This is a genomic window from Paraburkholderia tuberum STM678, assembly GCF_902833905.1.
In the GTDB taxonomy this organism is placed as follows: domain Bacteria; phylum Pseudomonadota; class Gammaproteobacteria; order Burkholderiales; family Burkholderiaceae; genus Paraburkholderia; species Paraburkholderia tuberum.
Genome location: NZ_CADFGP010000015.1, coordinates 1 through 25,027 on the forward strand (window position 1 = coordinate 1; position 25,027 = coordinate 25,027).

Consider the following 25,027-nt stretch of genomic DNA (forward strand, 5'->3'; position numbering starts at 1 on the left):
CAAATTACGAGAGTAGACGCGATCCGGCCAAAGTTTACAAGCACGGCTTTCAAGTCATTGAATGTAAACGGCTTGCTGGCGCGGGCGGCTGCCGCAGCGAGATGTGTATAACGCTATGGCCTTCACTCCCTGTCTGCGTGTTGAGGGGCGCGTGCGTGAAAATGCCCGCGACAATGGCGGGCCTTCTTTATAGTCTGTCCCGAGCAATTGCCTACTCACTCAGTAGCCGCTTCAATTCGTCAAGGAAGGAAGCAGTGGTGTAACCCCACAACTCCGGGCCGAACTGGGAGCCATACGCCTCTTCGAATGCATCGTCCAGATTGCTAAAGTTCTCTCTCTCGAAGTTTCCAATTTCAGCAAGTATGTTCTTTAAACTCTCTTGTGAACTATCTCTTCTGTAGCAACCTACGATCACTTTGATGGTGTTACCCCAGTACGAAAAATCCTCGTTAAGGTACACACCAAAGAGCTGGTTTAGTTCGGGGTACAGCGGATTTTCATTCATAACTGCGTCTCATAAGTCGATGAATGCCGTCAGGACGTAATAGGGCATTCCATTGTATATCTCCCGCTTAAGTACCACCAAAACCTTGTTTCCTTTCGCAAATTGTCCTGTCTTCCTGACAACCCCGTAACCCACGTCCCCAGATATGTGCCTTGTTAAACGCAACGGAGCACTCGTCGTAGACTGGGACCAAGATCTGATGCGGGAAGTTTCGCCCATCATCACTTCCGAAATGGCTTTCTCGGCAGTCTTCTGGTCTTTAAATGATGTCGCCGCTTTTATCCGTGGCTCATCTTTCAGTCTTTGTCGCAACCAGGCCTCATCCTTTCCCACATGCTTCAAAAGTGTATGCCCGCCAACCCCGCGAAGCGTCTTCGCTTCATGCATGTTCAGGTTGATCTCGCCCATCGTGATACGCGCAGCCCGCACCGCCTTGATTGACCCGGCAAAGCTGAACGGCACGACCATGTCAAGTGACAGGCCGATATTGTTGGCCATGTCAGGACTTGCCTTCATTGCCTCGGCCAGCTTCGTCGTGCCCTGCTGGGTCAATGTGGCCGTGTCCTGGCCCGTCCAGACCTGACGCAAACCAGCCGTCGCCGTATCAGAACCATGTACGCCGAACACGACACACCCTGCCTTGGTGAGCATGGTCGGTTCCGGGATCACACACAACGCACTTGCGCCGACCATTTCCAGCACGCCACCGACGATTTGCAACCCGCCCCATAGCCGGTTGGAAAGCGTTTCGGTCTGGGTGATTGACTGCCTTGCCAGTACCGCCGCCAGTTGCGGCGCGCTGAGCACCACGCGCACGCCGTCCGCATCCTGTTGATACGACATTCCGAACCTCTCCGTAGCTGTCGGGACTGCCACGCTAGCAGGCGACAACAGGGAGAGGAATGGGCGACGGATGAAAATTCGGGTTCTGATGTATCCAGGCGTACTGCAGGACTGTCCGCATTGCAGGAAATGGATCGATCCGTGACATTCGAACAGGCGATCGTCGGCGAAACCGGCCTTCTGGAACTGGCCATCCACATTGCTGGTGAATACGAACTCGCCGCTTCTTTTCGCCGATGCCCAGCGGCGCAAGATCTCGGAACCCGCGTGCGGGACGGTGCGCCGGTACAGGTTGAGCCGATGGCCGTAGAAACCCCATGCGCGGACCGGATCACGCAGGAAGGCTGTTCCATTGGCAATGTCATGGAAATTGATTCCGCCGGTCTTCAACGCCGGATAAGCCGCCCAGAATCCGTGATCGCCGCGAAGTCGGGTAGTCCGGAATCGACGCCCATGCCTGCGCCCGCCGTGATCAGAATGCCGTCGGCTTCGCGTATCCAGTCAGCCGCGATCGTCACTTGCTTTGCCGTGTCCATGCGTGCTCCCGTTGTTCACATTCCGAATTCTCCTGGCAGCCCAAAAATGAGGCAGAATCCAACCGTGCGACCCGCTGCGCGACGCAGTCCGCCGTGTTCGCTTAATCGTTCCGCTTTGGCGTTCCAGGGCCCCGCGTCGCCATCCGCCACGCACAGCGTTTGTGTCCTAGCGTTGTCGTTTTCCTGATCGACGTTTGCGCATCCTGCCCGTATCACGTGCGAGATGCCTCTCAACCGCCCGCCCAGAGCCTAGCAATGACGACCCAGCAACCGACCATCATCTACACCCTCACCGACGAGGCGCCGCTGCTTGCGACGGCCGCGTTCCTGCCGATCATCCGGACCTTCACCAGGCCGGCCGGCATCGAGGTCGAGACCAGCGACATCTCGGTCGCGGGCCGCATCCTCGGTGAGTTTCCCGAGTTTCTGACCGAAGCGCAGCGGGTGCCCGACAACCTCGCGGAACTCGGTCGCCTGACCTCGTTACCCGACACCAACATCATCAAGCTGCCCAACATCAGCGCATCGGTGCCGCAACTGACGAGCGTGATCAGGGAACTGCAGGCGAAGGGCTACAAGGTGCCCGACTATCCGGAAGATCCGAAGACCGACGAACAGAAGGCGATCCGTCAGCGCTACTCGAAGTGTCTCGGCAGCGCGGTGAACCCGGTGCTGCGCGAGGGCAACTCGGACCGTCGCGCGCCGGCCGCGGTGAAGAACTACGCCCGCAAGCATCCGCACAGCATGGCCGAATGGAGCATGGCGTCGCGCACGCACGTCGCGCACATGCGGCACGGCGACTTCTATCACGGCGAAAAATCGATGACGCTCGATCGCGCGCGCGACGTGAAGATGGAACTCGTCACGAAGAACGGCAAGACGATCGTGCTGAAGCCGAAGGTCGCGCTGCAGGACGGCGAGATCATCGACAGCATGTTCATGAGCAGGAAGGCGCTGCTAGCGTTCTATGAAGACCAGATGGAAGATGCGCGCAAGACCGGCATGATGCTGTCGCTGCACGTGAAGGCGACGATGATGAAGATCTCGCACCCGATCGTCTTCGGCCACGCGGTGAAGGTGTTCTACAAGGACGCGTTCGCGAAGCACGGCAAGCTGTTCGAGGAACTTGGCGTGAACGTCAACAACGGCCTCGTCAATCTGTACGAGAAGCTCGAGACGCTGCCGGAATCGCAGCGCGAAGAGGTGATCCGCGACCTGCACGCGTGCCACGAACATCGTCCGGAACTGGCGATGGTCGATTCGGCGAAGGGCATCTCGAACCTGCACGCGCCGAACGACGTGATCGTCGATGCGTCGATGCCGGCGATGATTCGCCTCGGCGGCAAGATGTGGGGCGCCGACGGTCGTCCGAAAGACACCAAGGCGGTGATCCCGGAGAGCACGTTCGCGCGCATCTACCAGGAGATCATCAACTTCTGCAAGACCAACGGCGCGTTCGATCCGGTCACGATGGGCACCGTGCCGAACGTCGGCCTGATGGCGCAGAAGGCGGAAGAATACGGCTCGCACGACAAGACCTTCGAAGTGCCGGAAGACGGCGAGGCGCGCATCGTCGATCTAGCCAGCGGCGAGGTGCTGCTCACGCAGAACGTCGAGCAGGGCGACATCTGGCGCATGTGCGAGGTGAAGGACGCGGCGATCCGCGATTGGGTCAAGCTCGCGGTCACGCGCGTGCGCAATTCCGGCATGCCCGCGGTGTTCTGGCTCGACCCGTATCGCCCGCACGAAGCGGAGCTGATCAGGAAGGTCGAGGCCTACCTGAAGGATTACGACACCACCGGCCTCGACATTCAGATCATGTCGCAGGTGCGCGCGATGCGTTACACGCTCGAGCGCGTCGTGCGCGGGCTCGATACTATCTCGGTCACCGGCAACATCCTGCGCGATTATCTGACCGACCTGTTCCCGATCATGGAGCTGGGCACGAGCGCGAAGATGCTGTCGATCGTGCCGTTGATGGCGGGCGGCGGCATGTACGAGACCGGCGCGGGTGGTTCGGCGCCGAAGCATGTGAAGCAGCTCGTCGAAGAGAACCATCTGCGTTGGGACTCGCTCGGCGAGTTCCTCGCGCTCGCGGCGTCGCTCGAAGAACTGGGCATCAAGACCGGCAACAACCGGGCGAAGATCCTCGCGAAGACGCTCGACACCGCAACCGGCAAGCTGCTCGACAACAATCGCAGCCCGAGCCCGAAGACGGGCGAGCTCGACAATCGCGGCAGCCAGTTCTATCTGGCGATGTACTGGGCGCAGGAGCTGGCCGCGCAAACGGACGACGCCGCGCTCGCCGCGCAGTTCGCGCCGCTCGCGACGCAGCTGACCGCCAACGAGCAGGTGATCGTGGCGGAGCTCGCGTCGGTGCAGGGCGCGCCGGCGGACATCGGCGGCTATTACAAGCCGGACTTCAACAAGCTCGAAGAGGTGATGCGGCCGAGCCGTACGCTGAACGAGGCGCTTGGGGCGGTACGCGTCGAATGACGTGATGCGTGAAGTGAGGTGATGTGATGTGAAGACGAACCGCCGGCGGGCGGCTCGTAGCAGGGAAGGGCGGCCAATGCCACCGGCGAACGCGTTCAATACTGCACGACGATCGCGACCCGCCGGTTGGCCGCTCTTGCCGCCGCGTCATTGCCGGCGACCAGCGGAAAATTGTCCGCCCGTCCGATCGCGGCCAGCCGATGCGGCTCGATCCCGCGCTCGACCAGATACCTGACCACGGCGCCCGCGCGAGCCGACGACAGCTCCCAGTTGGACGCATACTTCGCGGTCGAAATCGGCACACTGTCGGTATGCCCCTCGACGAGCACATTCCCCGTCGCATCCTGTTGCAGTCCCTGCGCGATCTGATTGAGTACATCGAACGAATCGGGCAGCAGCCGCGCATCGCCGGCGTTGAACAGGATCTTCGCGTTGACGCCGATTTCGACGCCGTGCGGCACGTCGGTCACCGTGATCAGCCCTTTCTCGCGCAGCGCATCGAGCCATGCGCTCAACTGCTTGCGCGCCTCCTGTTGCGTGCCGCCTGCTGGCGCGGGCGCGCTCTGCTGCGACGTTTTCGTTTCGAGCGTCTGATACCTGAGTTCGAGTTGCTTCGATTTCGCCAACTGCAATACATATAGCGCGAGGAACAGCACCATCATCGTCGTGATGAGGTCCGCGTACGAGATCAGCCAGCGGCCGCCCTCGGTGCCTTCGCCGCCCTGTTCGGCGCGATCGTCCGCGCCGCCTGGCGCGCCCTTGCCACCAGCCGTCGTTTGCATAGGTGATTGATCCGTTTCCAATGAGAACGCGCTCGATGGCAGGCTCAGGCCAGCGACTCCGCCGCGCGCCCGCGCACCTCGCCCGTCAGGCGCGTTGCGATCGTATGCGGCGACTCCTTGCGTGAAATCGCGAGCAGCCCGTCGAGATAGAGGCGGCGAAACCGCACCTCGCTGTCGACCTGCGCCTGCAGCTTGCCGTACAGCGGCAGAAACACCAGATTCGCGAGCGCGAGACCATACAGCGTCGCGACGAACGCCGTCGCGATCCCCGAGCCGAGTTGCGCCGGGTCGAGAATGTGATTGGTGACCTGGATCAGCCCGAGCACCGAGCCGAGGATACCGAACGTCGGCGCGTAGCCGCCCGCCTGTTGCCACACGCGCGCCGCCGCCATGTGGTTGCGCGCGTACGCATCGAGTTCGCGCTGCAGCGCATCTTCGAGCACGGCGGTCGACACGCCGTTCGCGAGCAGTTCGAGCCCGCGTCTGGCGAACGGATGAATGCCGCTGAGGTCCATCGATTCGAACGCGAGCAGACCGTTGAGCTTCGCCTGGTCACCCCATTCGAGGAGCTCGGAGAGGCTGTTCTGGTCGACCCGTCGCGCGCGCGTGAACGCGAGACCGAGCAGCTTCAGCGCATCGAAGAAGCGCGCCCACGTGTTCTGAATCATCACCGCGCCGAACGTGCCGCCGAGCACGATGACGAACGCCTCGTACTGGAACAGCGTCAGAAAATGCCCGCCTTCGAGCGCGAAGCCAAAAACGATTGCCGCTCCACCGAACAGCACACCAAACAACGTCAACAGATCCATGCTTTTCCTCGCTCGGCGCCGCGCTCACGCTGCGCGCATGAGCGACGGCGCGCCGTCAAACCGCTTGGCGCGCGGCGTCCTGCAGCGCCGCGCGCGGCGCCGCCGGTGCCTTCAGTGTCTTCACCGCGTCGAGCAGCCGTTGCTCGATGTCGCCGACTTCGATCGCATCGATCTTGATATCGCGCCGCATCACCCACGACACTTCGTTGCGACGCACTTCGGTCATCACCGCCAGCAGGCGCTCGGCCACTGGCTGCCCGTCGACGGCGACGAGCAGCTTCGCGAGATCGTACGTATCGAAGCCGCTGACGGCTTCGAACAGCGTGCGCTGGTCGACGAAGGCGAGATCGTCGAGCGAATTCAGTGCGCCGCTCTGGTGCGTATTGCGTCGCGAGAAATAGGCGACGCCTTGCTGCTCGACATAGGTTAGTACCTTCGATTTGCGGAACGCGAACACTTCGTCGGCGATTTCGCCGTGCGACAGCTTGTTCAGAATCAGCGTCTTGTCGACACCGATCAACGCTTCCAGATCGGTCAGCTCGATCAGTTCGAGCTCGCTGTTCACCGCGATATCGAGGTCGCCGTCCGCGACCTGCTGCGCGCGATCGACGATGCGCGCGGCGTCGAACGTGACGACCTGGCGCGCGGCCGCGCCGTCATACGCCGAGTATTCGGTCGACGCATTAGTCGGCTGTCCGGGCTGCGCGGCCTCGATCGTAACGAGGTTGAGCTTCTCCATCCGCTTGAGCATCGCCATCACGTGCGGACGCGAATGGCCGGCAATCGCGCGACACTTCTTGATCACTTCGACGAGCGGCACCGAGATCTCCTCGGCGTGCGATTGCAGCGGCCGGCGTCCCCAGCTGTCGTTCCCATCGCGCCGTTCGCCGTTCGACATCAGCGTCAGCACGTGCGCGTACGAGAGTACGCCCGGCAGAAAGTCGGCGTGGGTGTAGGTCGCAAGCAGATCGTCCTTGCGCTTGACGCGACGAATCAGCGTGCGCGTGATATGACGCAGCAACGGCGACACGCGCTCGATCTCGTCGTCGAGCATGCCGGCCGGCACGACGGTCAGTTGACAGAAGGTCAGCGCCTTCGCCGTGTTGCTGCGTGGCTCGGCAGCGAGCAACGCGGCCTCGCCGAAGAATTCGCCACGGCCCAGCGTCGCGACGACGACCTTCTTGTCGTCGCAGCGAGTAGAAAGTTCGACCTTGCCCTCCGTGATCAGAAAGACCACGGCCTCACCCGAGTAGCCCTCGGAATAGATGATCTCGCCGGGCGCTGCTGTGCGCGTCCAGGACTGTTGACGATTCAAAGTAATTCCCCTGCAGCGCTGATTTGTAGTCGCGGCCGTGCGACGCGATGCGTTGCATCGCACGGGTCGACAGCCATTCCTCGTACGCCCGTTTACGACATTGGGCAGGGGACTCTTTAACCGGCGGGAGAGGGCCGCACCAGCAGGAAATGCGCTGCAAGCTGCGGCTGGTGACGGAAAACGGCGATAAAGCGCCACGTGAATCGTTTGCGCGTGGCGTAATGGCGTAGGTTGGTCGCGACCCAGCGGCCGCAAAAATTTTTGGTTCTTCGAGGATGCCGAACTAAAGTCGGCTTCGTCGTGGGCGTGTTGTGAGTTCGTTGAAAGCAGTTTGTGAGCGGTTGATTTGAATGAGCGAACCGCAGCGAATGCTATGCTCTCGTTCGACCAAAAATATTGCGCCTGTCGCGCGACATCCCTACATGACGAATCTGATCAAGCGCGCTTCGGCCGAGGCGCGCGCTTTCCGTAACCGCGACGCCCAAGCCATCGGCGGTAAACAGCAAATGGCCCACAAAAAGGCGCCCAAATCCACGCGCAACGCGAGCGGCACCGTCGAGCACGACGCACACGATGCGCCGCAAATCGAAGCGCCGCGCAAGCCGCGCTTCGCACCGGTGACGTTCTCCGAAGAGGGCGGCGTGCGCTACCTGCATTTCGGCACGGAATGGGTGCAAGGCGCGATGCGTCTGCGCAAGCCCGATCACATCGAACTCGAATACGCGCAGCAGATGATGGCCTGGCTGCTATTCCTCGAAACGCCGAAGCGCATCGTGCAGCTCGGGCTCGGCGCCGCGTCGCTGACCAAGTTCGCGCACCGCTTCCTGAAGAGCGCGAAGGTCGAGGCCGTCGAACTGAATCCGGCGGTCGTCGTGGCCGCGCGCACGATGTTCGAACTGCCGCCCGACGACGCGCGTCTGAGCGTGCATGAAAGCGACGCGTGGGACTTCGTCAACGAGAGCGCGAACCACGGCACCATCGGCGCGCTGCAGATCGACGTCTACGACGCGACCGCGCGCGGCCCAGTACTCGACAGCGTCGGCTTTTACCGTGCGGCACGTGCGTGTCTGACCGACGCGGGCATCGTCACGGTGAATCTGTTCGGCGATCATCCGAGCTTCGTGCGCAACATGAAGCGTCTGAACGAAGCCTTCGACGGTCGCGTCGTCGCGCTGCCCGAAGTGCACGACGGCAACCGTATCGCGATCGCGTTCTCGGGCCCCGCGCTCGACGTGCCGTTCACCGCGCTAGAGGCGCGCGCGAAGCTGATCGAAGCCGAGCTCGGCTTGCCGGCGCGCAAATGGATCAAGGGCCTGCGCGAATCGACGGGGCAGACGGGCGCATCGTTTGCGATCTGATCAGCGCACGGAGAATGAAGCGGCCGTACCGGCGTAGCGGTCGGCACGGCCGCTTTGCTTCCGGTATTTTTTTCACGTCTACGCCGCAACGTCATCCAGACTGCATCGTTGGCGCTTCGTCGCGTTGTTGGACGCCGACGCGCCTCGGGTCGTCCCTGCTTGACCGGGAGTTCGCCACTCCTATACTCTTTCGAAGCTTTCGGGGAGCCCGTGGCTGACCGCGGGACGACCACCCGCAGAGTCCCACCTCCCGTCGACCGCGGGCAGATAAATTCTAAATAGGAAACAGGAGACGTCATGGCTCACGACCCCGACGTGAAGAAAGCCAGCAAGCACTGGCTCTGGCTATTGCTGCTACCGTGGATCGCGATGATCTGGGTGCCGTCCTACAACCGGATCGAGCCGCAGCTGTTCGATTTCCCGTTCTTCTACTGGTATCAGCTGCTGTGGGTGCTGATCAGCGCGGTCATCACCGCGTTCGTCTATTCGAAGACCAGGTCCCGCTATACGGGTCGCACGAACGGGGGCGCGCAACGATGAACCCCATTGCAACTTTCGTCTTCGTTCTGTTTTTCATCGGCGTCACGATTCTCGGCTTCGTCGCGGCCCACTGGCGGCGCGGCGATCTCGCGCATATCGAAGAGTGGGGTCTGGGCGGGCGGCGCTTCGGCACGATCGTCACGTGGTTCCTGCTCGGCGGCGACCTGTACACCGCCTACACGTTCATCGCGGTGCCGGCGCTCGTGTTCGGTGCGGGCGCAACGGGCTTCTTCGCGCTGCCGTACACGATCCTGATCTATCCGTTCGCGTTCGTCGTGTTCCCGAAGCTGTGGAGCGTCGCGAAGCGGCACGGCTACGTGACCTCGGCGGACTTCGTGTCGGCCCGCTACGGCAGCCGCATGCTCGCGCTCGCGGTCGCGGTGACCGGCATCGTCGCGACGATGCCGTACATCGCGCTGCAACTGGTCGGTATCGAAGTGGTGATCGGCGCGCTCGGTTTCGACACGACCGGCTTCGTCGGCGATCTGCCGCTGATCATCGCATTCGCGATCCTCGCGGCCTACACGTACACGTCGGGCCTGCGCGCGCCGGCCATGATCGCGGTCGTCAAGGACATCCTGATCTACGTGACGATCTTCGCCGCGATCATCGTGATTCCGCCGCAGCTGGGCGGCTTCGGCCATATCTTCGGCGCGGTCCCGCCGGCCAAGCTGCTGCTGAAGTCGCCGGACGTGTCGAGCCTGAACGGCTATAGCGCGTACGCGACGCTCGCGGTGGGTTCGGCGCTCGCGCTGTTCCTGTATCCGCACTCGATCACCGCGGTGCTGTCGTCGAAGTCGGGCAACACGATCCGCCGCAACATGGCGTTGCTGCCGGCGTATTCGCTGGTGCTCGGCCTGCTCGCGCTGCTCGGCTTCATGGCGCTCGCGGCAGGCGTGAAGGACATGCCGGAGTTCGCGCCGTACTTCAAGGCCTTCGGCCCGAACTTCGCGGTGCCGGCGCTGTTCCTGCACTTCTTCCCGTCGTGGTTCGTCGGCGTCGCGTTCGCGGCGATCGGTATCGGCGCGCTGGTGCCGGCGGCGATCATGTCGATCGCGGCGGCGAATCTGTACACGCGCAACGTGCACAAGGAGTTCGTCAACCGCAACATGACGCACGAGCAGGAGACCAACGTCGCGAAGCTGGTGTCGCTGATCGTCAAGGTCGGCGCGGTGGCGTTCATTCTCGGTCTGCCGCTCACGTACGCGATCCAGTTGCAACTGCTCGGCGGGATCTGGATCATCCAGACGCTGCCGGCGATCGTGCTGGGTCTCTACACGCGCGTGCTCGACTACCGGGGTCTGTTGCTCGGCTGGGCGGCAGGTATCGCGACCGGCACGTGGATGGCGATTTCGTTGAACCTCGCGAGCTCGATCTTCACGATCCATCTGTTCGGCATGGCGATTCCGGGCTATGCGGCGGTGTGGTCGCTGGTCGTGAACCTCGTGGTGTCGGTCGTCGTGAGCCTGATCGTGCGCGCGGTGGGCATGCAGCGCGCCGAGGACCGTACGCATCCGGAGGACTACCTGGACATCGTCGAAGGCTGATTCCAGCTGCAAATCACGTTCTGAAACACGCAACGCCCGCCGACGGAAGTTGGCGGGCGTTTGTGTTTGCGGGGCACTCCAGGGCAGGATAGCGGAACCGTCCTTTCACGCGTTCGCCGCGCGCCGCCATGGCTGCTGCCGATACTCCCACTTTGATTTCCCGCCGCGCGGCGCTCAGCCGGATGGTGCGCGCGGTCACGTCGCCGTACTACCGCTACCGGCACGCCAAGGTGCTGCATAGCCTGCGCGTCGGCCTCGCGATGCTGGTGTCGATTCTCGCGACGACCGGCATCGATATTCCGCACGGCATCTGGTCGTCGGTAACGCTGCTGGTCGTGATCGGCGGCTTGCAGCATCACGGCAATATCCGCAAGAAAGCGGCCGAACGCGCGGCCGGTACGCTGCTCGGCGCATCGATCGGGCTCCTGCTGATCGTGCAACAGCACTTCATCGGTTCGCTGCCGCTCACCTATGTGCTGGAGGCGATCATCGCGTCGATCTGCGCGTGGTTCGCGATTGGCTCGTCCGGCTATATCGGGCTCCTGACCGCCATCACGATGTGCATCGTCGCGGGCCACGGCGACAATCTGATCGACGTCGGCCTGTGGCGCACGCTGAACGTGCTGATCGGTATCGTCATCGCGCTGGCGTTTTCGTTCGCGTTTCCGCTGCACGCGACGTATTCGTGGCGCTACGGCCTCGCCGCCAATCTGCGCGAATGCGCGGGCATCTACGCGCGGCTGCTCGACGGCGAAACGATCACCGAGGAGGAGCAGATCAAGCGCTTCCTGCGGATCAACAAGCGGCTCGTGCAACTGCGCTCGCTGATGCCGTCGGTCGCGAAGGAAATCGACGTGCCGCAGTCGAGGCTCGAGGAGATCCAGCGGCTGCATCGCTCGGTGCTCAGCTCGCTGGAACTGCTTGCCACGGGGCCGCTGATGAACGCCGATGCCGCCGCGCGCACCGCCTACGCAGCGCATTGCGGCGCCGAGGTGCGCGCCGTGCGGGCGATCCTGTTGTCCACCGCGCGCGGGCTGCGTTTCGGCCGTCCGTCGCGCTTTGGCATTCCGGCCGCGGCGCCGCTCGGGAAGGGGCACGGCGACGTGGCCACCGCGTTGCCGCCCGACTGGCAAGGGCCGTACTGGCTCGGTCAGCGGCTCGCGGAGCAGGTAGACCGGTTGCGCGCGCTATTGCTGGAGACCGAGCCGAACTGGAACATCGAGCGGCACGAGCGGGCGACGCGTGGTAGGTAGGTGCTAGCGCTGGCCTGCCCCTAAGCCTCAAACCTGCGGCGGCAGTGTGACCATCCACATCATGCCGAAGCGGTCCACCACCATTCCGAAGCCCTTGCTCCAGAACGTTTGCTGGAACGGCATCACGACCTGGCCGCCATCGGCGAGCGCGTTGAAGCATTTTTCCGCCGACGCGCCGTCATCGACGGTCAGCGACAGACTGAAGCCATTGAACGGGCCGGCCGCCGGATCGCAGTTGCCGTCGGAAGCCATCCACGTGCTCGAGCCCAGCTGCACGCTCGCGTGCATGATCTTGTCGGCGAGTTCGGGGCGTGGCGGATTGTGCGCGTCCGGCGGCGCTTCCTTGAACAGCATCTTGAAGGTCACCTGGGCGCCGAGCTTGTCGGTGTAGTAATCGAGCGCTTCCTGGCAACGGCCGTTGAAGAACACATAGGGCTGAACGTACATGATCGTCTCCATGGTCAGGCGTTGGGCGGGCGCCGTCGTTCCTCGCCAGCGGCGGTGGGGAGGGGCGTGGAGTCGATTGTAGTCGGTGGCGGCGCGTCGATTGTGATGCTATGTCGCCGGTGGCGATGCAGCGTAAACGAGAAGCGGCGCTGAACCGTGAGGTCCAGCGCCGCCTGTCATGGATGGGACTCGCGCGGAGCCGCGCGGCGAGCGTGAGCGCCACTCAGCCAGCCACGCCCGCCGCCTCCGGCGCCTCAGCGCATCGTGTCGATCAGCTTTTCCAGCTTCACCGCGTCCGCGGCGAACGTGCGGATGCCTTCGGAGAGCTTCTCGGTCGCCATCGCTTCGTCGTTGAGGAGGAAGCGGAACGACTTCTCGTCGACCGGCACGCGCTCGATGTCCGCGTCGTGCGATGTCTCCGGCGACAGCTTGCGTTCGACCTTGTCGGTGCTCTCGTGCAGTTTCTGCAGCAGGTCGGGGCTGATCGTCAACAGATCGCAGCCGGCCAGTTCCAGAATCTGCGAGGTCGTGCGAAAGCTCGCGCCCATCACCTCGGTCTTGTAGCCGAACTTCTTGTAGTACGCGTAGATGTGGCGCACCGACTTGACGCCCGGATCGTTGGCGCCGCCGTCTTTCGCTTCGTCCCACGCGCTGCCGGCGTTCTTCTTGTACCAGTCGTAGATGCGGCCGACGAACGGCGAGATCAGCTGCGCGCCAGCTTCCGCGGCGGCGGCGGCCTGCACGAGCGAGAACAGCAGCGTCATGTTGCAGTGGATGCCTTCCTTCTGCAGCACCTCGGCCGCGCGCACGCCTTCCCACGTCGACGCGAGCTTGATCAGCACGCGATCGCGCTCGATGCCGTGTTCCTTGTACAGCGCGATCAGCTCGCGGCCTTTCGCGATCGAGCCTTCGACGTCGAACGACAGGCGCGCGTCGACTTCGGTCGACACCCGCCCCGGGATGATCTTCAGGATTTCGGTGCCGAAGGCGATCAGCAACTGGTCGATGATCGCGCCGGGCGGCTTCGACGCATGCGCCTTCACGGTCTTTTCGAGCAGCGGCCGGTAGTCGTCTTTCTGCACGGCCTTCAGAATCAGCGACGGATTGGTGGTCGCATCGCGCGGCTTGTACTGCGCGAGCTGCTGGAAGTCGCCGGTGTCGGCCACCACGGTGGTGTATTGCTTGAGTTGGTCGAGTGCGGTTGTCATGTTCGGGCCTTCAGGGCGCGTGTGCGCCATGGTTCAGGAGAAATGAGGACGCCGCCGCGCCGGCAGGAGGAATCAGCCGGCGCCGGCGGCCGCGGGTCAAGCCGCAGCGCGTCCCACGATGGCTTGGGAAACGCTGCCGGATACATCTATTCTATGGCGGATCGCCGAGGACGGTATGAATACCGCGTATGGACAGCCGGGCGTGGCGATCCGTTCACACGCGGCGCGCGTTCAGCACGACTTGCGTCACCACGCCCGCGACGAGCCCCCAGAACGCCGAGCCGATCGACAGCAGCGTGAGTCCCGAGGCGGTCACCATGAACGTGACGAGCGCCGCCTCGCGCTGCCTCGTATCCTGCATCGCGTTGGCGAGCCCGCTCATGATCGAGCCGAACAGCGCGAGGGCCGCGACCGACACGACCAACTCCTTCGGGAACGCCGCGAACAGCGCGGCGATCGTCGCGCCGAACACGCCCGCGAGCAGATAGAAAATGCCGCCCCATACGGCCGCTGTGTAGCGCCTGGCGGAGTTTTCGTGCGCTTCGGGGCCGGTGCAGATCGCCGCCGTGATCGCGGCAAGATTGATGCCGTGAGAACCGAACGGCGCGAGTAGCAGCGACGCGACGCCGGTCGTCGCGATCAGCGGCGCGGACGGGGTGGTATAGCCGTCGGCGCGCAGCACCGCGATGCCCGGCACGTTCTGCGAGGCCATCGCGACCACGAACAGCGGAATGCCGATGCTCACGCAAGCCGCCACCGAAAACGACGGGATCGTCAGCACCGGGTGCGCGAGCGCGACGTGAAAGTGGCTGAAGTCGAGCAGCCCGAGGCCGCCGGCGGCTGCGGTGCCTGCCACGAGCGTGGTCGGAATCGCATAACGCGGCACGAACCGTTTGACGATCAGGTAGGTAAAGAACATCGTCAGCACGAGCGCGGTCTGGTACTGCGCGGCACGGAAAATCTCGATGCCGATCTCGAACAGGATGCCCGCGAGCAGCGCTGCCGCAAGGCCGGACGGAATCCGCTTCATCAGCGCGTCGAACCAGCCGGTGACGCCGACCAGCGTCAGCAGCGCCGCGCAGAAGATGAATGCGCCGATCGCCTGCGCATACTCGACATGCGGCAGCGACGACACCAGCAGCGCCGCGCCCGGCGTCGACCACGCGATCACGATCGGCGCACGAAAGCGCAGCGACAGGCCGATCGTGCACAGGCCCATGCCGATCGACAGCGCCCAGATCCACGACGAAATCTGCGCGTCGCTCAGATGCGCGGCCTGGCCCGCCTGAAACATCAGCACGAGCGAGCTCGTGTAACCGGTCATCGCCGCGACGAAGCCCGCGACGATCGTCGACAGCGACGTATCGGCGAGCGGATTGAAGCGCCTGGGCAACGTGGCGGCGGGGGACAGCTGGGGCGAGGGGGACGAACTCATGCGAAGGCTTTCTTGTTGTGGAAGTTGAAGCGTCGGGACGTGGATTCTGGAATGGCGGGCGTTACTTGGGCGGGCGTTACTTGCTCAGCACCCGCATGGCCGTCTCGAGGCCCGCGAGCGTCAGCGGATACATGCGGTGGCCCAGCACTTCGCGGATCGCGCTGACCGACTGCCGGTACGGCCACAGCGCTTCCGGCTCCGGGTTCAGCCACGCGAAGTGCGGGAAGTGATCGGCGAGCCGGCGCAACCACACCGCGCCGGCCTCGGCGTTGTTGTACTCGACCGAGCCGCCGGGCTGCAACACTTCGTACGGGCTCATCGTCGCGTCGCCGACGAAGATCAGCTTGTAGTCGGGCGTGAACTTGTGCAGCACGTCCCACGTCGGTGTGCGCTCGGCGTGGCGGCGGCGGTTGTGCTTCCACAGGAAGTCGTACACGCAGTTGTGGAAGTAGTAGAACTCGAGGTGCTTGAACTCGGCCTTCGCGGCGGAGAACAGCTCCTCGGTGCGCTTCACGTGATCGTCCATCGAGCCGCCGACGTCGAGCAGCATCAGCACCTTCACGCTGTTGTGCCGCTCGGGCACCATCTTCAGATCGAGCCAGCCGGCGTTCGCGGCGGTGCTGCGGATCGTGTCGGGCAGGTCGAGTTCTTCCGCGGCGCCTTCGCGGGCGAACCGGCGCAACCGTCGCAGCGCGACCTTGATGTTGCGCGTGCCGATTTCGACCTGGTCGTCGTAGTCGCGATACGCGCGCGCTTCCCATACCTTGACGGCCGTGCGATTGCCGGCCGCGTCGCCGCCGATGCGCACGCCTTCGGGGTTATAGCCGCCGTGACCGAACGGCGACGTGCCGCCCGTCCCGATCCACTTGTTGCCGCCCTCGTGGCGCTCTTTCTGCTCGTCGAACAGTTCCTTCAGGCGCTCCATCAGCTTGTCGATGCCGCCCATCGCCTCGATCTGCGCCTTTTCCTCGGGCGATAGATCGCGTTGCAGCTTCTTCTTCAGCCAGTCGGGCGGAATCTCGAACGCGAGCTCCGAGGTCGCCGCGACACCGTTGAAAAAGGCGCCGAACGCCTGGTCGAACTTGTCGAAGTACTGCTCGTCCTTCACGAGCGTGATGCGCGAGAGGTAGTAGAACTCGTCGAGCGACGGCGCGATCACGTTGGCCTTCAGCGCTTCGAGCAGCGTCAGGTATTCCTTCACCGAGACCGGCAGGCGGGCGGCGCGCAGCGAGTAGAAAAAGTCGATCAGCATGCTGGATGTCCTGCGGCGCGGCGCCCGCTCAACGGTTGTTGCGGTTCATGAACAGCAGCCGCTCGAACAGGCTCACGTCCTGTTCGTTCTTCAGCAGCGCGCCGTGCAGGGGCGGCACGATCTGCTTCTGATCGGCCGAGCGCAGTGCTTCGGGCGGAATGTCTTCGGCGAGCAGCAGCTTGAGCCAGTCGAGCAGTTCGGAGGTGGACGGCTTCTTCTTCAGCCCCGCGACGTTGCGCAGCTCGAAGAAGCTCTGCAGCGCCGCGGCGAGCAGATCCTTCTTGATGCCGGGGTAATGCACGTCGACGATCTGCTGCATCGTCGTCGCATCCGGAAACCTGATGTAGTGGAAGAAGCAGCGGCGCAGGAACGCGTCGGGCAACTCCTTCTCGTTGTTCGACGTAATGATCACGAGCGGGCGATGTCTGGCGCGCACCAGCTCGCGCGTCTCGTACACGTAGAACTCCATGCGGTCGAGTTCGCGCAGCAGGTCGTTCGGGAATTCGATGTCGGCCTTGTCGATCTCGTCGATCAGCAGCACGCTCTGCTCGTCCGATTCGAACGCCTGCCACAGCACGCCCTTGACGATGTAGTTGCGGATGTCCTTCACGCGCTCGTCGCCGAGCTGCGAATCGCGCAGACGCGACACCGCGTCGTATTCGTACAGCCCCTGCTGTGCCTTGGTGGTCGACTTGATGTGCCATTGCAAGAGCGGCATGCCGAGCGCGGCGGCGACTTCCTCGGCGAGCATGGTCTTGCCGGTGCCGGGTTCGCCCTTGATCAACAGCGGGCGCTTGAGCGTCATCGCGGCGTTGACCGCGAGCTTGAGGTCGTCGGTGGCGACGTACTGCGATGAGCCTTCGAAACGCATGACGAGATGCTCTTGTGCGGGAAAAAACCCAGTATAAGTCAGAAGGCCTGTTGGCCTGAAACCGGCTCACGTATGGTGTCAGCCGCGCAGTGACGCGGCGGCGGTGCCGCTGTGGCGTCGTTGCGAAGCCGCTGCGGTCATGGCGTGGCGCCCGTCCCGGCGGGCGTTGCGCGGCCCCCGTGTCTGGTGGACGTTCGGCGCGGCGGCGCGGTACAATGAGCCCGATTTTTTTGGCCTGCGTGGCTACCCTACAAGAAGAACGGCGCGGACCGCTGCCTTTGTGGGCACCCGTTTCCCCTCAAGCCAGGTTACATCTATGAATAAATTCGTCGGCAAACACGTCGTGATCGCAGCGCTGTCGGTGCTCGCGGGGTATGCGGCCAATGCGCAGGCAGCGGATGTCGTAGGCAATGCCAAGGCGGGCCAGGACAAGGTCGCGATGTGTAGCGGCTGCCACGGCATCCCCGAATACCGCACGGCTTATCCAGAGGTTTTCCGCGTGCCGAAGCTTGGTGGCCAGAATCAGGCGTACCTCGAAAACGCGCTGCGCGCCTACAAGAAGGGCGACCGCCATTTCGCCACGATGCATGCGATCGCGGTGACGCTGTCGGATCAGGACATTGCCGATGTCGCCGCGTACTACGCAGCGCAAACTGCCGCTTCGAAAAACAATCCCGACAAGTGATCGGCGTCGGTCACCAGCACATCCAATTCGCGGGATAGGAGATTTCATGATCAAGCCCCAACAGGCACTCCACACGGTATTCAAGGCGGTCGGCGCGGCGGCGGTCATCGGTCTGGCCGCAGCGAACGCAGCACACGCTGCCGACGCCGGCAACGGTAAGGTGCTCGCCGCCAGCCACAACTGCGCGGCCTGCCACGGTCCCAACCTGAACAAGCCGGTGAGCCCGGAGTATCCGAAGCTGGCCGGTCAGTACGCCGACTATGTCTTCTGGGCGCTGCGTCAGTACCAGATGGGTACTGCCAATCCACACCTCGGCCGCAACAACGCGATCATGCAGGCACAGGTGCAGAGCCTGTCGCTAAGTGACATGAAGGACATCGCCGCTTACGTCGAATCGCTAAAAGGCGACCTCGTGCAGAAAAAGTAAGCGTCAGGCGCCGGTTTCGCGCCGAAGCTTCAAAAGCAAAACACCCCGCCTTGGCGGGGTGTTTTGCTTTGAGGGCGTCGTACCTCGGCGTGCTGGCGTCGTGCCGCGCCGGCGTTTCCAGTCGCCTCAGTCGCGCGTCGCGCGCCGTTCGATGCGCTGCAGATACGCGTCCGTGTCCGGCGGCGTGCCGGTGCGCTGCGCTTCCCAGATGGTTTCGCCGAGGCAGTCCATGATCGCGTGCTGCGCCTCGTGCGTCGAGCCGAGGCGCGCGGCGAGCCGCTCATGCGCGGCTCGAATGCCGGGCGGCTGATCGATCGACAACTGCTCGGAGATCGCCAGGTGCATCGACAGGTGCAGGAACGGATTGGTCTGGCCGCGCTCCGGCGAATAGTCCTGCGCCTGGGCGGCGGGACCATCGGCGAGATCGGCGTGATATTCGGGATGCTCGACGATCCAGTCGGCGGCGATCGCCTCGAGCGGCGTCAAAATCTCGCCCTGGCGTTGTTTGCGCCAGGTGTCGGTGAAAAAGAGGCGAACTTCGTCGCGGCTGGGATTGAACATCGTGGAACCGGTGCGTGGGAGTGGAGACGCGGAGCGCGACGGTGCGGGTCCGCAGTGCGCGCTGCGCGTAAGGCACTATTTTACGCGGCGGCCGCGTGGGCTGCAGGCGCGCTGCACGGCCTCGGGTTTCGAGCTGGGCCGGCCTTATAGATCGGGTGGCGGGGTCTTCGGCCGGAACTCGCACAGCGGCTCGATCGCGCAATGCCAGCATTCGGGGCGGCGCGCCTTGCACACGTAGCGTCCATGCAGGATCAGCCAGTGGTGCGCATCCTGCCTGAATTCGGCGGGCGTGAATTTTTCGAGTGCCGCTTCGACCGCGCGCACGTCCTTGCCGGGCGCGAGGCCGGTGCGGTTGGCGACGCGGAAAATGTGCGTGTCGACCGCGATGGTCGGATGGCCGAATGCGGTGTTCAGGATCACGTTGGCCGTTTTGCGGCCGACACCGGGCAGCCCTTCGAGTGCCTCGCGATCCTCCGGCACCTCGCCGCCATACTGGTCGAGCAGAATGCGGCAGGTCGCGATTACGTTCTTCGCCTTCGTGCGATACAGACCGATCGTCCTGATATAGCTCGCGACACCTTCCTCGCCGAGGTCGAACACCTTCTGCGGCGTGTTCGCGACCGGAAACATCCTGCGCATCGCCTTGTTGACCGACACGTCGGTCGCCTGCGCCGACAACAGCACCGCGATCAGCAGTTCGAACGGCGTCGTGTACTCGAGCTCGGTGGTCGGATGCGGATTGAGGCTCTGAAGCGTTTCGTAGATCGCGCGGCGTTTGTTCGCGTTCATGCGGAGCGGGTCCGTGTGAGTGGGCCTGGTTGCGTCGGCGTGGTCAGCGCGCGGTTGGCGGTGAGTTGGACGGTGGATTGGACTCATTTGACTCGTCGGACTGCTGCTCCGAGCCGGGCGTGTCGCCACCGCTGGCAAGACCGAGACGGCGGCGGCGCGCTTCGGCGGCGTCGATCTGTGCCTGCACGTCGGCGCTGACGTTCTCGGTGTTCAGCGGTCCCTCGCCTTTCGCGGCCAAGTCTTCCTTCTTCTTGCGCGCGCGTTCGAGCGCGGCCTGGATGATCGCGCGTTTCTTCGCTTCCGCGTCGTCCGCAATCGGGGCGGCGGGAGCCTCGGACGGCACTGTCGCGGCGTTTGCCGCAACCGCGTCCGGCGCAGCCGGCGGCGCGCTTGCGGCTCGCCGCGCCGCAGCGCGCGCTTCGGCGGCGTCGCGCTCGCGCGCGAGACGGGTCTCGTGGCGGTTATGACGCGCCCGCGCCGCGTCCGCGTGGCTTTGGCTCCATGCATCCCAGCCGGTGGCCTCGCCGGTCACGGGGAGCATCGTGATGCAGTCGACCGGGCAGGGCGGCACGCACAGGTCGCAGCCGGTGCATAGCTCGGCGACCACGGAGTGCATCTGTTTCGGTGCGCCAACTATCGCGTCGACCGGACACGCCTGCATGCACAGCGTGCAGCCGATGCACACCTGTTCGTCGATAACCGCCAACGGACGCGGACGTTCGACGCCATTGGCCGAATTGAGCGGAATCACCGGTTTGCCGAGCAGCGCGGCGAGGCGCGCGATGCCCTCGGCGCCGCCGGGCGGGCACTGGTTATAGTTCGCCTCGCCATTGGCGACGGCTTCGGCATACGGACGGCATGCGGGATAACCGCACTTCGTGCATTGCGTTTGGGGCAGCAGATCTTCGATGCGATCCGCGAGTGTTTTGACGTCTGTCACGGTTGCGGCGCGGGGGTTTGCCGTGCGATCGCACGACCTGAACTAAATAGCACATTATCGCCGATTTCCCGGATTGCCATTCGCAATCCATGTGCCATAATCGAAGCGCTTCATTCGAAAGACCGCAGAAAAGGGTGTGTTTCCCAACCATGACGCGCCCGCTAAACGCCGCCACAAAAAGGCTCGAGGAGAGGCCGGCGGCGCAATCCGGAGAACGCGGCTCACGAAGACGATGCCACCATGAATCAGCCGAAAATCAAAAGAGATCCTGAAGGCACGAGGCGCCGCATCTTGCTCGCGGCGGCGGAAGAGTTTGCAAATGGAGGGCTGTTCGGCGCGCGGGTCGATCAGATCGCTCGCCGCGCGGAAACCAATGAACGAATGCTCTATTACTACTTCGGTAGCAAGGAGCAGCTATTCACCGCGGTACTCGAGCACGCGTTCAGCGCGCTCAACGAAGCGGAACGCACGCTCGAACTCAACGGAATCGCGCCGGTCGAGGCGGTTACGCGCCTCGCGCATTTCGTGTGGGACTACTACCGCGATCATCCCGAGTTGTTGAGGCTCATCAACAACGAGAATCTGCATGAAGCACGCTATATGCAGAAGTCCACGCGCATACGCGAAATGATCTCGCCGATCGTCGCCACGCTCGGCGGCATTCTCGAACGTGGGCAGCGCGCGGGACTGTTTCGCACGAACATCGACCCGCTGCGCTTTTACGTGACGCTCTCGGGCATGGGCTACTACATCGTGTCGAACCGTTTCACGCTCGAGGCGACGCTCGGCCGCGATTTCAGCAGCGCCGCCGAACGCAGCGAGGTGATTCAGATGAATACCGAACTGCTGCTCGCGTATTTGTTGAGAAAGTAACGGGCAGTGCCGCGGTGATCATGGCCGTGGCAAAAAATCAGTATCACGAACAAAGCGCGATAAAAAAGCCAACGGCCTCGAACGGGACCGTTGGCTTTTTATATGCCAGTGCAAGTTTGATGCTCAGGCTTCGACTTTTTCTTTCGCCGTTTTTGCTGCCTTGTTGTGCTCGAGAATGAAGTCGCGCAATTGCGGGTAAATGATCGTGCGCCAGCGGCGGCCCGAGAAAATGCCGTAGTGGCCGCATTTCTCCGCAGTGAAGTGACGCTTGTTCTTCGCCGGAATGCCGCTGCACAAGTCGTGCGCCGCGTAAGTCTGGCCGTCGCCGGAAATGTCGTCGAGTTCACCTTCGATCGTAAACAGCGCGGTCGTCGTGATGTCCTGCGGCCGCACCGGTTCGCCGTTGACGACCCACGTGCCCTCGGCAAGACGGAACTCCTGGAACACGACGCGGATCGTGTCGAGGTAATAATCGGCATCCATGTCGAGCACCGCGTTGTACTCGTCGTAGAAGCGGCGGTGCGCTTCGGCGTCGTCCTCGTCGCCGCGCAGCAGGCTCTGGTAGAAATCCCAGTGCGACGCCGCGTGACGCTCCGGATTCATCGCGACGAAACCGGTGTGCTGCAGGAAGCCGGGATAGACCTTGCGGCCCGCGCCGGGATAGTTCGGCGGCACCGTGAAGATCACGTTGTTCTCGAACCACTCGTACGAGTGCTGCGTGGCCAGCGAATTGACCGAGGTCGGGCTCTTTCGTGCGTCGATCGGGCCACCCATCATGGTCATCGTGCGCGGCGTGTCCTCGCCGCGGCTCGCCATCAGCGAAATGGCGGCGAGCACCGGCACGGTCGGCTGGCACACCGAGATCACGTGCAGATTCTTCGCGCCGATATGGCGAATGAATTCCTGGATATACGCGATGTAGTCGTTCAGACCGAACCAGCCGGCTTCTAGCGGCACCATGCGCGCGTCGAGCCAGTCGGTGATGTAGACCTTGTGGTCTTGCAGCAACGTGCGCACGGTATCGCGTAGCAGTGTGGCGTGGTGTCCTGACAACGGTGCGCAGACGAGCACGACCGGTTCGTCTTTCAATTGGCTGACAGCTTCGCTGTCGTCCGCGAAGCGCTTGAAGCGCATCAGACGGCAGAACGGCTTTTCGATGAACGTCTGCTCGACGATCGGAATGTTATGGCCGTCTTTGACAATCTGGTGAATATTGAACTCGGGCTTTTCGTAGTCCTTGCCGAGCCGGTAAAGCAGTTCGTAGCCGGCGGAAAGGCGCGTGGCGCCCGGAACATACGCTAGCGGACTGGCCGGATTCGCAAATGATTTCGATGCGGCCTGAGCCCAGGCGGTGAGGGGGCTCAACATCGCCCGCTGGAATTCATGAAATTGATAGAGCATGTTTGCTCCGTTTTAAGCGGTTCGCATGGGGCTTCGCAAACACGCGTGAGGCGTTGCGGCGGGCCATTGTGGTTGTAGGCACATTATTGTCGGCCGACAGTCAGATCGATAATATCGAATAAGGTAAATTTGTGCAATGCAACAATATTCGCATTCAGTGTACGCAAATTGTCACTGCGTCATGCTAATGGCGATGCTGCTCCGCCGCTATCAGGGCTTGCCTGAACCTCAAGCTCCATCGCGCGCGCCGGATGGCCGGTCGCCTGCGCCATCTCCTGCTCGTGCTTCATCAGGTTCAGTCCGGTGTTCACGAGCGCAACGTGGGAGAACGCCTGCGGAAAATTGCCGACGAGACGTTTATCGACCGGGTCGTACTCCTCGGACAGCAGGCCGACGTCGTTGCACAGCGCGAGCAGCCGCTCGTACATCTCGGTTGCTTCCTGCACGCGTCCCTGCAGCGCAAGGTTATCCACCATCCAGAACGAACACGCAAGAAAGGTGCCTTCCCCCGGTGGCAAGCCGTCGTCGTATTCCGTGGTGCGGTAGCGCAGCACGAAGCCGCCGTGCATCAGGTCCCGCTCGATCGCCTCGACCGTGCCCTTGATGCGCGGATCCTGCGGCGGCAGGAAGGCGACCAGCGGCATCAGCAGCACGCTCGCGTCGAGCTGATCGCTGCCGTAGTACTGCGAGAACGCGTTGAGCTGCGGATTCCACGCCTTCTCGCAGACCTCGGCGTGGATCGTGTCACGCGTCGCGCGCCATTCGTCGAGGGGGCCGTCGAGCTTGAACATTTCGGCCGAGCGGATCGCGCGGTCGAACGCGACCCACGCCATCACCTTCGAGAACGTGAAATGCTCGGGGCCGCCGCGCGTCTCCCAGATGCCTTCGTCGGGTTCGCGCCAGATCGTGCTCAGGTGCTCGAGCAGCGCGCGCTGCACGCTCCACGCGGTGACGTCCGCCTGCAGGCCGCCGACGCGCGCCAGATGCAGCGCGTTCATCACCTCGCCGTAGACGTCGAGCTGACGCTGCCCGACCGCATTGTTGCCGATGCGCACCGGTTTCGCGCCCTCGTAGCCGGGCAGCCAGTCGATTTCGGATTCGGGCAGGCGCCGCTCGCCGCCGATGCCGTACATGATCTGCAACTGGTCCGGCGCGCCCGCCATCACGCGGCCGAGCCAGCTGCGCCAGGCGCGCGCTTCGTCGTAGTAGCCGCCGCGCATCATCGCGAGCAGCGTGATGGTCGCGTCGCGCAGCCAGCAGTAGCGGTAGTCCCAGTTGCGCGTGCCGCCGAGCCGCTCGGGCAGCGACGTGGTCGGCGCCGCGACGATGCCGCCGGTCGGCTCGTAGGCGAGCGCGCGCAGCGTGATCAGCGAGCGGCGGATCGGCCCGGCCCAGCGTCCTTCGACGGTGCCGCGCGCCGCCCATTCGAGCCAGTGGTTCTCGGTGCGCGCGAGCGACGTGTGCGGATCGCGCGCGGGCGGAATGCGCAGATGCGACGCCGCGTACGCGAGCGAGAACGGCACGCGCTCGCCCTCGGTTACCGTGAATTCCGCGACGGTCTTCATGTCTTCGCCGTGCAGTTCGACCGGCGTGCGCAGCACCGCGTTGTCGGGGCCGACGATCGCCTTGATGCCGCTGTCGTGCTTGAGCTTGTCGACCCATGGAATCGAGAAGCCGTAGTCGAAGCGCAGCACGAGTTCCATCTTCATGCGCACGGTGCCGCGCTTGCCGACGACGATGCGGATCAGCTCCGACCAGCCGTTGCCGGGCGGCATGAAATCGATCAGCGTGACGGCGCCCTCGGGCGTTTCGAAGTCGGTTTCGAGGATCAGCGTTTCGCCGCGATAGCGCCGCGTGATGGTCGGCGCGCCGTGCTCGCCCTCGGTGGCGGGGGCGATCAGCCAACGGCCGTTGTCGGGCGAGCCGAGCAGCGCGGCGAAGCAGGCGCCCGAGTCGAAGCGCGGCCAGCAGAGCCAGTCGACGGAACCCTCGCGGGAGATGAGCGCGGCGGTATGGCCGTCGCCGATGAGTGCGTAGTCTTCGATGTGTGCAGGCATGGAAAGCGTGTCGGAAAACGAGTCGTTATTACGGACGGCCACAGCAGCCGCGCTTCGAGTGGGCGTTATTACCGGACCACGATCGGCAGTGTTTGGT

At 63.6% G+C, this 25,027-nt stretch carries 23 protein-coding genes and 1 pseudogene; 8 read left to right on the forward strand and 16 right to left on the reverse strand.

Going from position 1 to position 25,027, the window contains the following annotated elements; translation table 11 throughout:
- Nucleotides 1–211 precede the first annotated feature (211 nt).
- The 3 genes and pseudogenes from HWY30_RS15075 to HWY30_RS15085 all read right to left on the reverse strand — a co-directional run.
- Nucleotides 212–505 (reverse strand): contact-dependent growth inhibition system immunity protein, encoded by a 294-nt coding sequence (locus tag HWY30_RS15075; RefSeq protein ID WP_090803618.1) that lies wholly within the window; start codon nucleotides 503–505, stop codon nucleotides 212–214.
- A gap of 9 nt (nucleotides 506–514) precedes the next feature.
- A complete protein-coding gene (locus HWY30_RS15080) occupies nucleotides 515–1,348 on the reverse strand; it encodes an RNase A-like domain-containing protein (protein ID WP_090805640.1) in 834 nt (277 codons plus the stop codon).
- A 105-nt stretch (nucleotides 1,349–1,453) separates the two neighbouring features.
- Nucleotides 1,454–1,884 (reverse strand): annotated as a pseudogene (locus HWY30_RS15085) (SIR2 family NAD-dependent protein deacylase); the annotation flags it as partial.
- A gap of 255 nt (nucleotides 1,885–2,139) precedes the next feature.
- On the opposite strand from HWY30_RS15085, the gene HWY30_RS15090 reads away from it, so the two are divergent.
- Complete coding sequence (locus HWY30_RS15090) at nucleotides 2,140–4,380, forward strand: NADP-dependent isocitrate dehydrogenase (protein WP_090803620.1); 2,241 nt, start codon at nucleotides 2,140–2,142, stop codon at nucleotides 4,378–4,380.
- Between the two features lie 95 nt (nucleotides 4,381–4,475).
- On the opposite strand, the gene HWY30_RS15095 is transcribed toward HWY30_RS15090, so the two are convergent.
- The 3 genes from HWY30_RS15095 to HWY30_RS15105 are packed head-to-tail and all read right to left on the reverse strand — an operon-like array spanning nucleotide 4,476 to nucleotide 7,286.
- The gene (locus tag HWY30_RS15095) at nucleotides 4,476–5,162 is read right to left on the reverse strand and encodes an OmpA family protein (protein WP_090803621.1); all 687 of its coding nucleotides are present in this window, start codon (nucleotides 5,160–5,162) and stop codon (nucleotides 4,476–4,478) included.
- A 44-nt stretch (nucleotides 5,163–5,206) separates the two neighbouring features.
- Nucleotides 5,207–5,971 (reverse strand): flagellar motor protein, encoded by a 765-nt coding sequence (locus tag HWY30_RS15100; protein WP_090803623.1) that lies wholly within the window; start codon nucleotides 5,969–5,971, stop codon nucleotides 5,207–5,209.
- Between the two features lie 55 nt (nucleotides 5,972–6,026).
- A complete protein-coding gene (locus tag HWY30_RS15105) occupies nucleotides 6,027–7,286 on the reverse strand; it encodes a cyclic nucleotide-binding domain-containing protein (RefSeq protein WP_090803624.1) in 1,260 nt (419 codons plus the stop codon).
- A 422-nt stretch (nucleotides 7,287–7,708) separates the two neighbouring features.
- Here HWY30_RS15105 and HWY30_RS15110 point away from each other — a divergent pair, with 422 nt between their 5' ends.
- The 4 genes from HWY30_RS15110 to HWY30_RS15125 all read left to right on the forward strand — a co-directional run bounded on the left by HWY30_RS15110 (nucleotide 7,709) and on the right by HWY30_RS15125 (nucleotide 11,984).
- The gene (locus tag HWY30_RS15110; protein ID WP_090803626.1) at nucleotides 7,709–8,644 is read left to right on the forward strand and encodes a class I SAM-dependent methyltransferase; all 936 of its coding nucleotides are present in this window, start codon (nucleotides 7,709–7,711) and stop codon (nucleotides 8,642–8,644) included.
- A gap of 297 nt (nucleotides 8,645–8,941) precedes the next feature.
- Nucleotides 8,942–9,184, forward strand: a complete 243-nt coding sequence (locus HWY30_RS15115) for a DUF3311 domain-containing protein (protein WP_090803628.1) — start codon at nucleotides 8,942–8,944, stop codon at nucleotides 9,182–9,184.
- A complete protein-coding gene (gene mctP, locus HWY30_RS15120; protein WP_090803629.1) occupies nucleotides 9,181–10,731 on the forward strand; it encodes a monocarboxylate uptake permease MctP in 1,551 nt (516 codons plus the stop codon). Before HWY30_RS15115 ends, mctP begins: the two co-directional genes overlap by 4 nt.
- Nucleotides 10,732–10,859: 128 nt before the next feature.
- The gene (locus HWY30_RS15125) at nucleotides 10,860–11,984 is read left to right on the forward strand and encodes an FUSC family protein (RefSeq protein WP_176078895.1); all 1,125 of its coding nucleotides are present in this window, start codon (nucleotides 10,860–10,862) and stop codon (nucleotides 11,982–11,984) included.
- Nucleotides 11,985–12,011: 27 nt separating this feature from the next.
- Here the strand turns inward: HWY30_RS15125 and HWY30_RS15130 are convergent, their stop codons facing one another.
- The 5 genes from HWY30_RS15130 to HWY30_RS15150 form a co-directional block, all read right to left on the reverse strand.
- On the reverse strand, nucleotides 12,012–12,431 hold the full coding sequence (locus HWY30_RS15130; RefSeq protein ID WP_090805641.1) for a VOC family protein: 420 nt from the start codon (nucleotides 12,429–12,431) through the stop codon (nucleotides 12,012–12,014).
- Nucleotides 12,432–12,685: 254 nt separating this feature from the next.
- Complete coding sequence (gene tal / locus HWY30_RS15135; protein WP_090805643.1) at nucleotides 12,686–13,639, reverse strand: transaldolase; 954 nt, start codon at nucleotides 13,637–13,639, stop codon at nucleotides 12,686–12,688.
- A 214-nt stretch (nucleotides 13,640–13,853) separates the two neighbouring features.
- Nucleotides 13,854–15,074 (reverse strand): benzoate/H(+) symporter BenE family transporter, encoded by a 1,221-nt coding sequence (locus tag HWY30_RS15140; RefSeq protein ID WP_090803632.1) that lies wholly within the window; start codon nucleotides 15,072–15,074, stop codon nucleotides 13,854–13,856.
- 76 nt (nucleotides 15,075–15,150) lie between these two features.
- Nucleotides 15,151–16,326, reverse strand: a complete 1,176-nt coding sequence (locus tag HWY30_RS15145) for a vWA domain-containing protein (protein ID WP_090803634.1) — start codon at nucleotides 16,324–16,326, stop codon at nucleotides 15,151–15,153.
- A gap of 28 nt (nucleotides 16,327–16,354) precedes the next feature.
- A complete protein-coding gene (locus tag HWY30_RS15150; RefSeq protein WP_090803635.1) occupies nucleotides 16,355–17,197 on the reverse strand; it encodes an AAA family ATPase in 843 nt (280 codons plus the stop codon).
- A 316-nt stretch (nucleotides 17,198–17,513) separates the two neighbouring features.
- Here HWY30_RS15150 and HWY30_RS15155 point away from each other — a divergent pair, with 316 nt between their 5' ends.
- Nucleotides 17,514–17,882 (forward strand): c-type cytochrome, encoded by a 369-nt coding sequence (locus tag HWY30_RS15155; protein ID WP_090803639.1) that lies wholly within the window; start codon nucleotides 17,514–17,516, stop codon nucleotides 17,880–17,882.
- A 46-nt stretch (nucleotides 17,883–17,928) separates the two neighbouring features.
- On the forward strand, nucleotides 17,929–18,309 hold the full coding sequence (locus HWY30_RS15160) for a c-type cytochrome (RefSeq protein WP_090803640.1): 381 nt from the start codon (nucleotides 17,929–17,931) through the stop codon (nucleotides 18,307–18,309).
- A 126-nt stretch (nucleotides 18,310–18,435) separates the two neighbouring features.
- On the opposite strand, the gene HWY30_RS15165 is transcribed toward HWY30_RS15160, so the two are convergent.
- From HWY30_RS15165 to rsxB, 3 genes are all read right to left on the reverse strand, one after another.
- Nucleotides 18,436–18,870 (reverse strand): DUF1841 family protein, encoded by a 435-nt coding sequence (locus HWY30_RS15165; RefSeq protein ID WP_018419890.1) that lies wholly within the window; start codon nucleotides 18,868–18,870, stop codon nucleotides 18,436–18,438.
- A 144-nt stretch (nucleotides 18,871–19,014) separates the two neighbouring features.
- Nucleotides 19,015–19,659 (reverse strand): endonuclease III, encoded by a 645-nt coding sequence (gene nth / locus HWY30_RS15170; protein ID WP_090803642.1) that lies wholly within the window; start codon nucleotides 19,657–19,659, stop codon nucleotides 19,015–19,017.
- Nucleotides 19,660–19,702: 43 nt separating this feature from the next.
- Entirely contained in the window at nucleotides 19,703–20,599 is an 897-nt protein-coding gene (gene rsxB / locus HWY30_RS15175) for an electron transport complex subunit RsxB (protein WP_090803644.1), read from the reverse strand.
- A 240-nt stretch (nucleotides 20,600–20,839) separates the two neighbouring features.
- Between rsxB and HWY30_RS15180 the strand changes: the two genes are divergently transcribed.
- A complete protein-coding gene (locus HWY30_RS15180) occupies nucleotides 20,840–21,472 on the forward strand; it encodes a TetR/AcrR family transcriptional regulator (protein WP_013088849.1) in 633 nt (210 codons plus the stop codon).
- Between the two features lie 123 nt (nucleotides 21,473–21,595).
- On the opposite strand, the gene HWY30_RS15185 is transcribed toward HWY30_RS15180, so the two are convergent.
- Nucleotides 21,596–22,873, reverse strand: coding sequence for a polyhydroxyalkanoate depolymerase (locus tag HWY30_RS15185; protein WP_090803645.1), 1,278 nt, complete (start codon nucleotides 22,871–22,873; stop codon nucleotides 21,596–21,598).
- Nucleotides 22,874–23,052: 179 nt separating this feature from the next.
- Complete coding sequence (locus HWY30_RS15190; RefSeq protein WP_090803647.1) at nucleotides 23,053–24,930, reverse strand: glycoside hydrolase family 15 protein; 1,878 nt, start codon at nucleotides 24,928–24,930, stop codon at nucleotides 23,053–23,055.
- Nucleotides 24,931–25,027: the final 97 nt, after the last annotated feature.

Bases quoted from the DNA above. Each gene is read 5' to 3' on its own strand.
- HWY30_RS15080 (WP_090805640.1), bottom strand. From the start codon at position 1,348: ATGTCGTATCAACAGGATGCGGACGGCGTGCGCGTGGTGCTCAGCGCG.
- HWY30_RS15110 (WP_090803626.1), top strand. From the start codon at position 7,709: ATGACGAATCTGATCAAGCGCGCTTCGGCCGAGGCGCGCGCTTTCCGT.
- HWY30_RS15145 (WP_090803634.1), bottom strand. From the start codon at position 16,326: ATGCTGATCGACTTTTTCTACTCGCTGCGCGCCGCCCGCCTGCCGGTC.
- nth (WP_090803642.1), bottom strand. From the start codon at position 19,659: ATGAACGCGAACAAACGCCGCGCGATCTACGAAACGCTTCAGAGCCTC.
- HWY30_RS15075 (WP_090803618.1), bottom strand. From the start codon at position 505: ATGAATGAAAATCCGCTGTACCCCGAACTAAACCAGCTCTTTGGTGTG.
- HWY30_RS15185 (WP_090803645.1), bottom strand. From the start codon at position 22,873: ATGCTCTATCAATTTCATGAATTCCAGCGGGCGATGTTGAGCCCCCTC.
- HWY30_RS15150 (WP_090803635.1), bottom strand. From the start codon at position 17,197: ATGCGTTTCGAAGGCTCATCGCAGTACGTCGCCACCGACGACCTCAAG.
- mctP (WP_090803629.1), top strand. From the start codon at position 9,181: ATGAACCCCATTGCAACTTTCGTCTTCGTTCTGTTTTTCATCGGCGTC.
- HWY30_RS15100 (WP_090803623.1), bottom strand. From the start codon at position 5,971: ATGGATCTGTTGACGTTGTTTGGTGTGCTGTTCGGTGGAGCGGCAATC.
- tal (WP_090805643.1), bottom strand. From the start codon at position 13,639: ATGACAACCGCACTCGACCAACTCAAGCAATACACCACCGTGGTGGCC.
- HWY30_RS15090 (WP_090803620.1), top strand. From the start codon at position 2,140: ATGACGACCCAGCAACCGACCATCATCTACACCCTCACCGACGAGGCG.
- HWY30_RS15180 (WP_013088849.1), top strand. From the start codon at position 20,840: ATGAATCAGCCGAAAATCAAAAGAGATCCTGAAGGCACGAGGCGCCGC.
- HWY30_RS15160 (WP_090803640.1), top strand. From the start codon at position 17,929: ATGATCAAGCCCCAACAGGCACTCCACACGGTATTCAAGGCGGTCGGC.
- HWY30_RS15140 (WP_090803632.1), bottom strand. From the start codon at position 15,074: ATGAGTTCGTCCCCCTCGCCCCAGCTGTCCCCCGCCGCCACGTTGCCC.
- HWY30_RS15115 (WP_090803628.1), top strand. From the start codon at position 8,942: ATGGCTCACGACCCCGACGTGAAGAAAGCCAGCAAGCACTGGCTCTGG.
- HWY30_RS15190 (WP_090803647.1), bottom strand. From the start codon at position 24,930: ATGCCTGCACACATCGAAGACTACGCACTCATCGGCGACGGCCATACC.
- HWY30_RS15130 (WP_090805641.1), bottom strand. From the start codon at position 12,431: ATGTACGTTCAGCCCTATGTGTTCTTCAACGGCCGTTGCCAGGAAGCG.
- HWY30_RS15095 (WP_090803621.1), bottom strand. From the start codon at position 5,162: ATGCAAACGACGGCTGGTGGCAAGGGCGCGCCAGGCGGCGCGGACGAT.
- HWY30_RS15165 (WP_018419890.1), bottom strand. From the start codon at position 18,870: ATGTTCAATCCCAGCCGCGACGAAGTTCGCCTCTTTTTCACCGACACC.
- HWY30_RS15125 (WP_176078895.1), top strand. From the start codon at position 10,860: ATGGCTGCTGCCGATACTCCCACTTTGATTTCCCGCCGCGCGGCGCTC.
- HWY30_RS15155 (WP_090803639.1), top strand. From the start codon at position 17,514: ATGAATAAATTCGTCGGCAAACACGTCGTGATCGCAGCGCTGTCGGTG.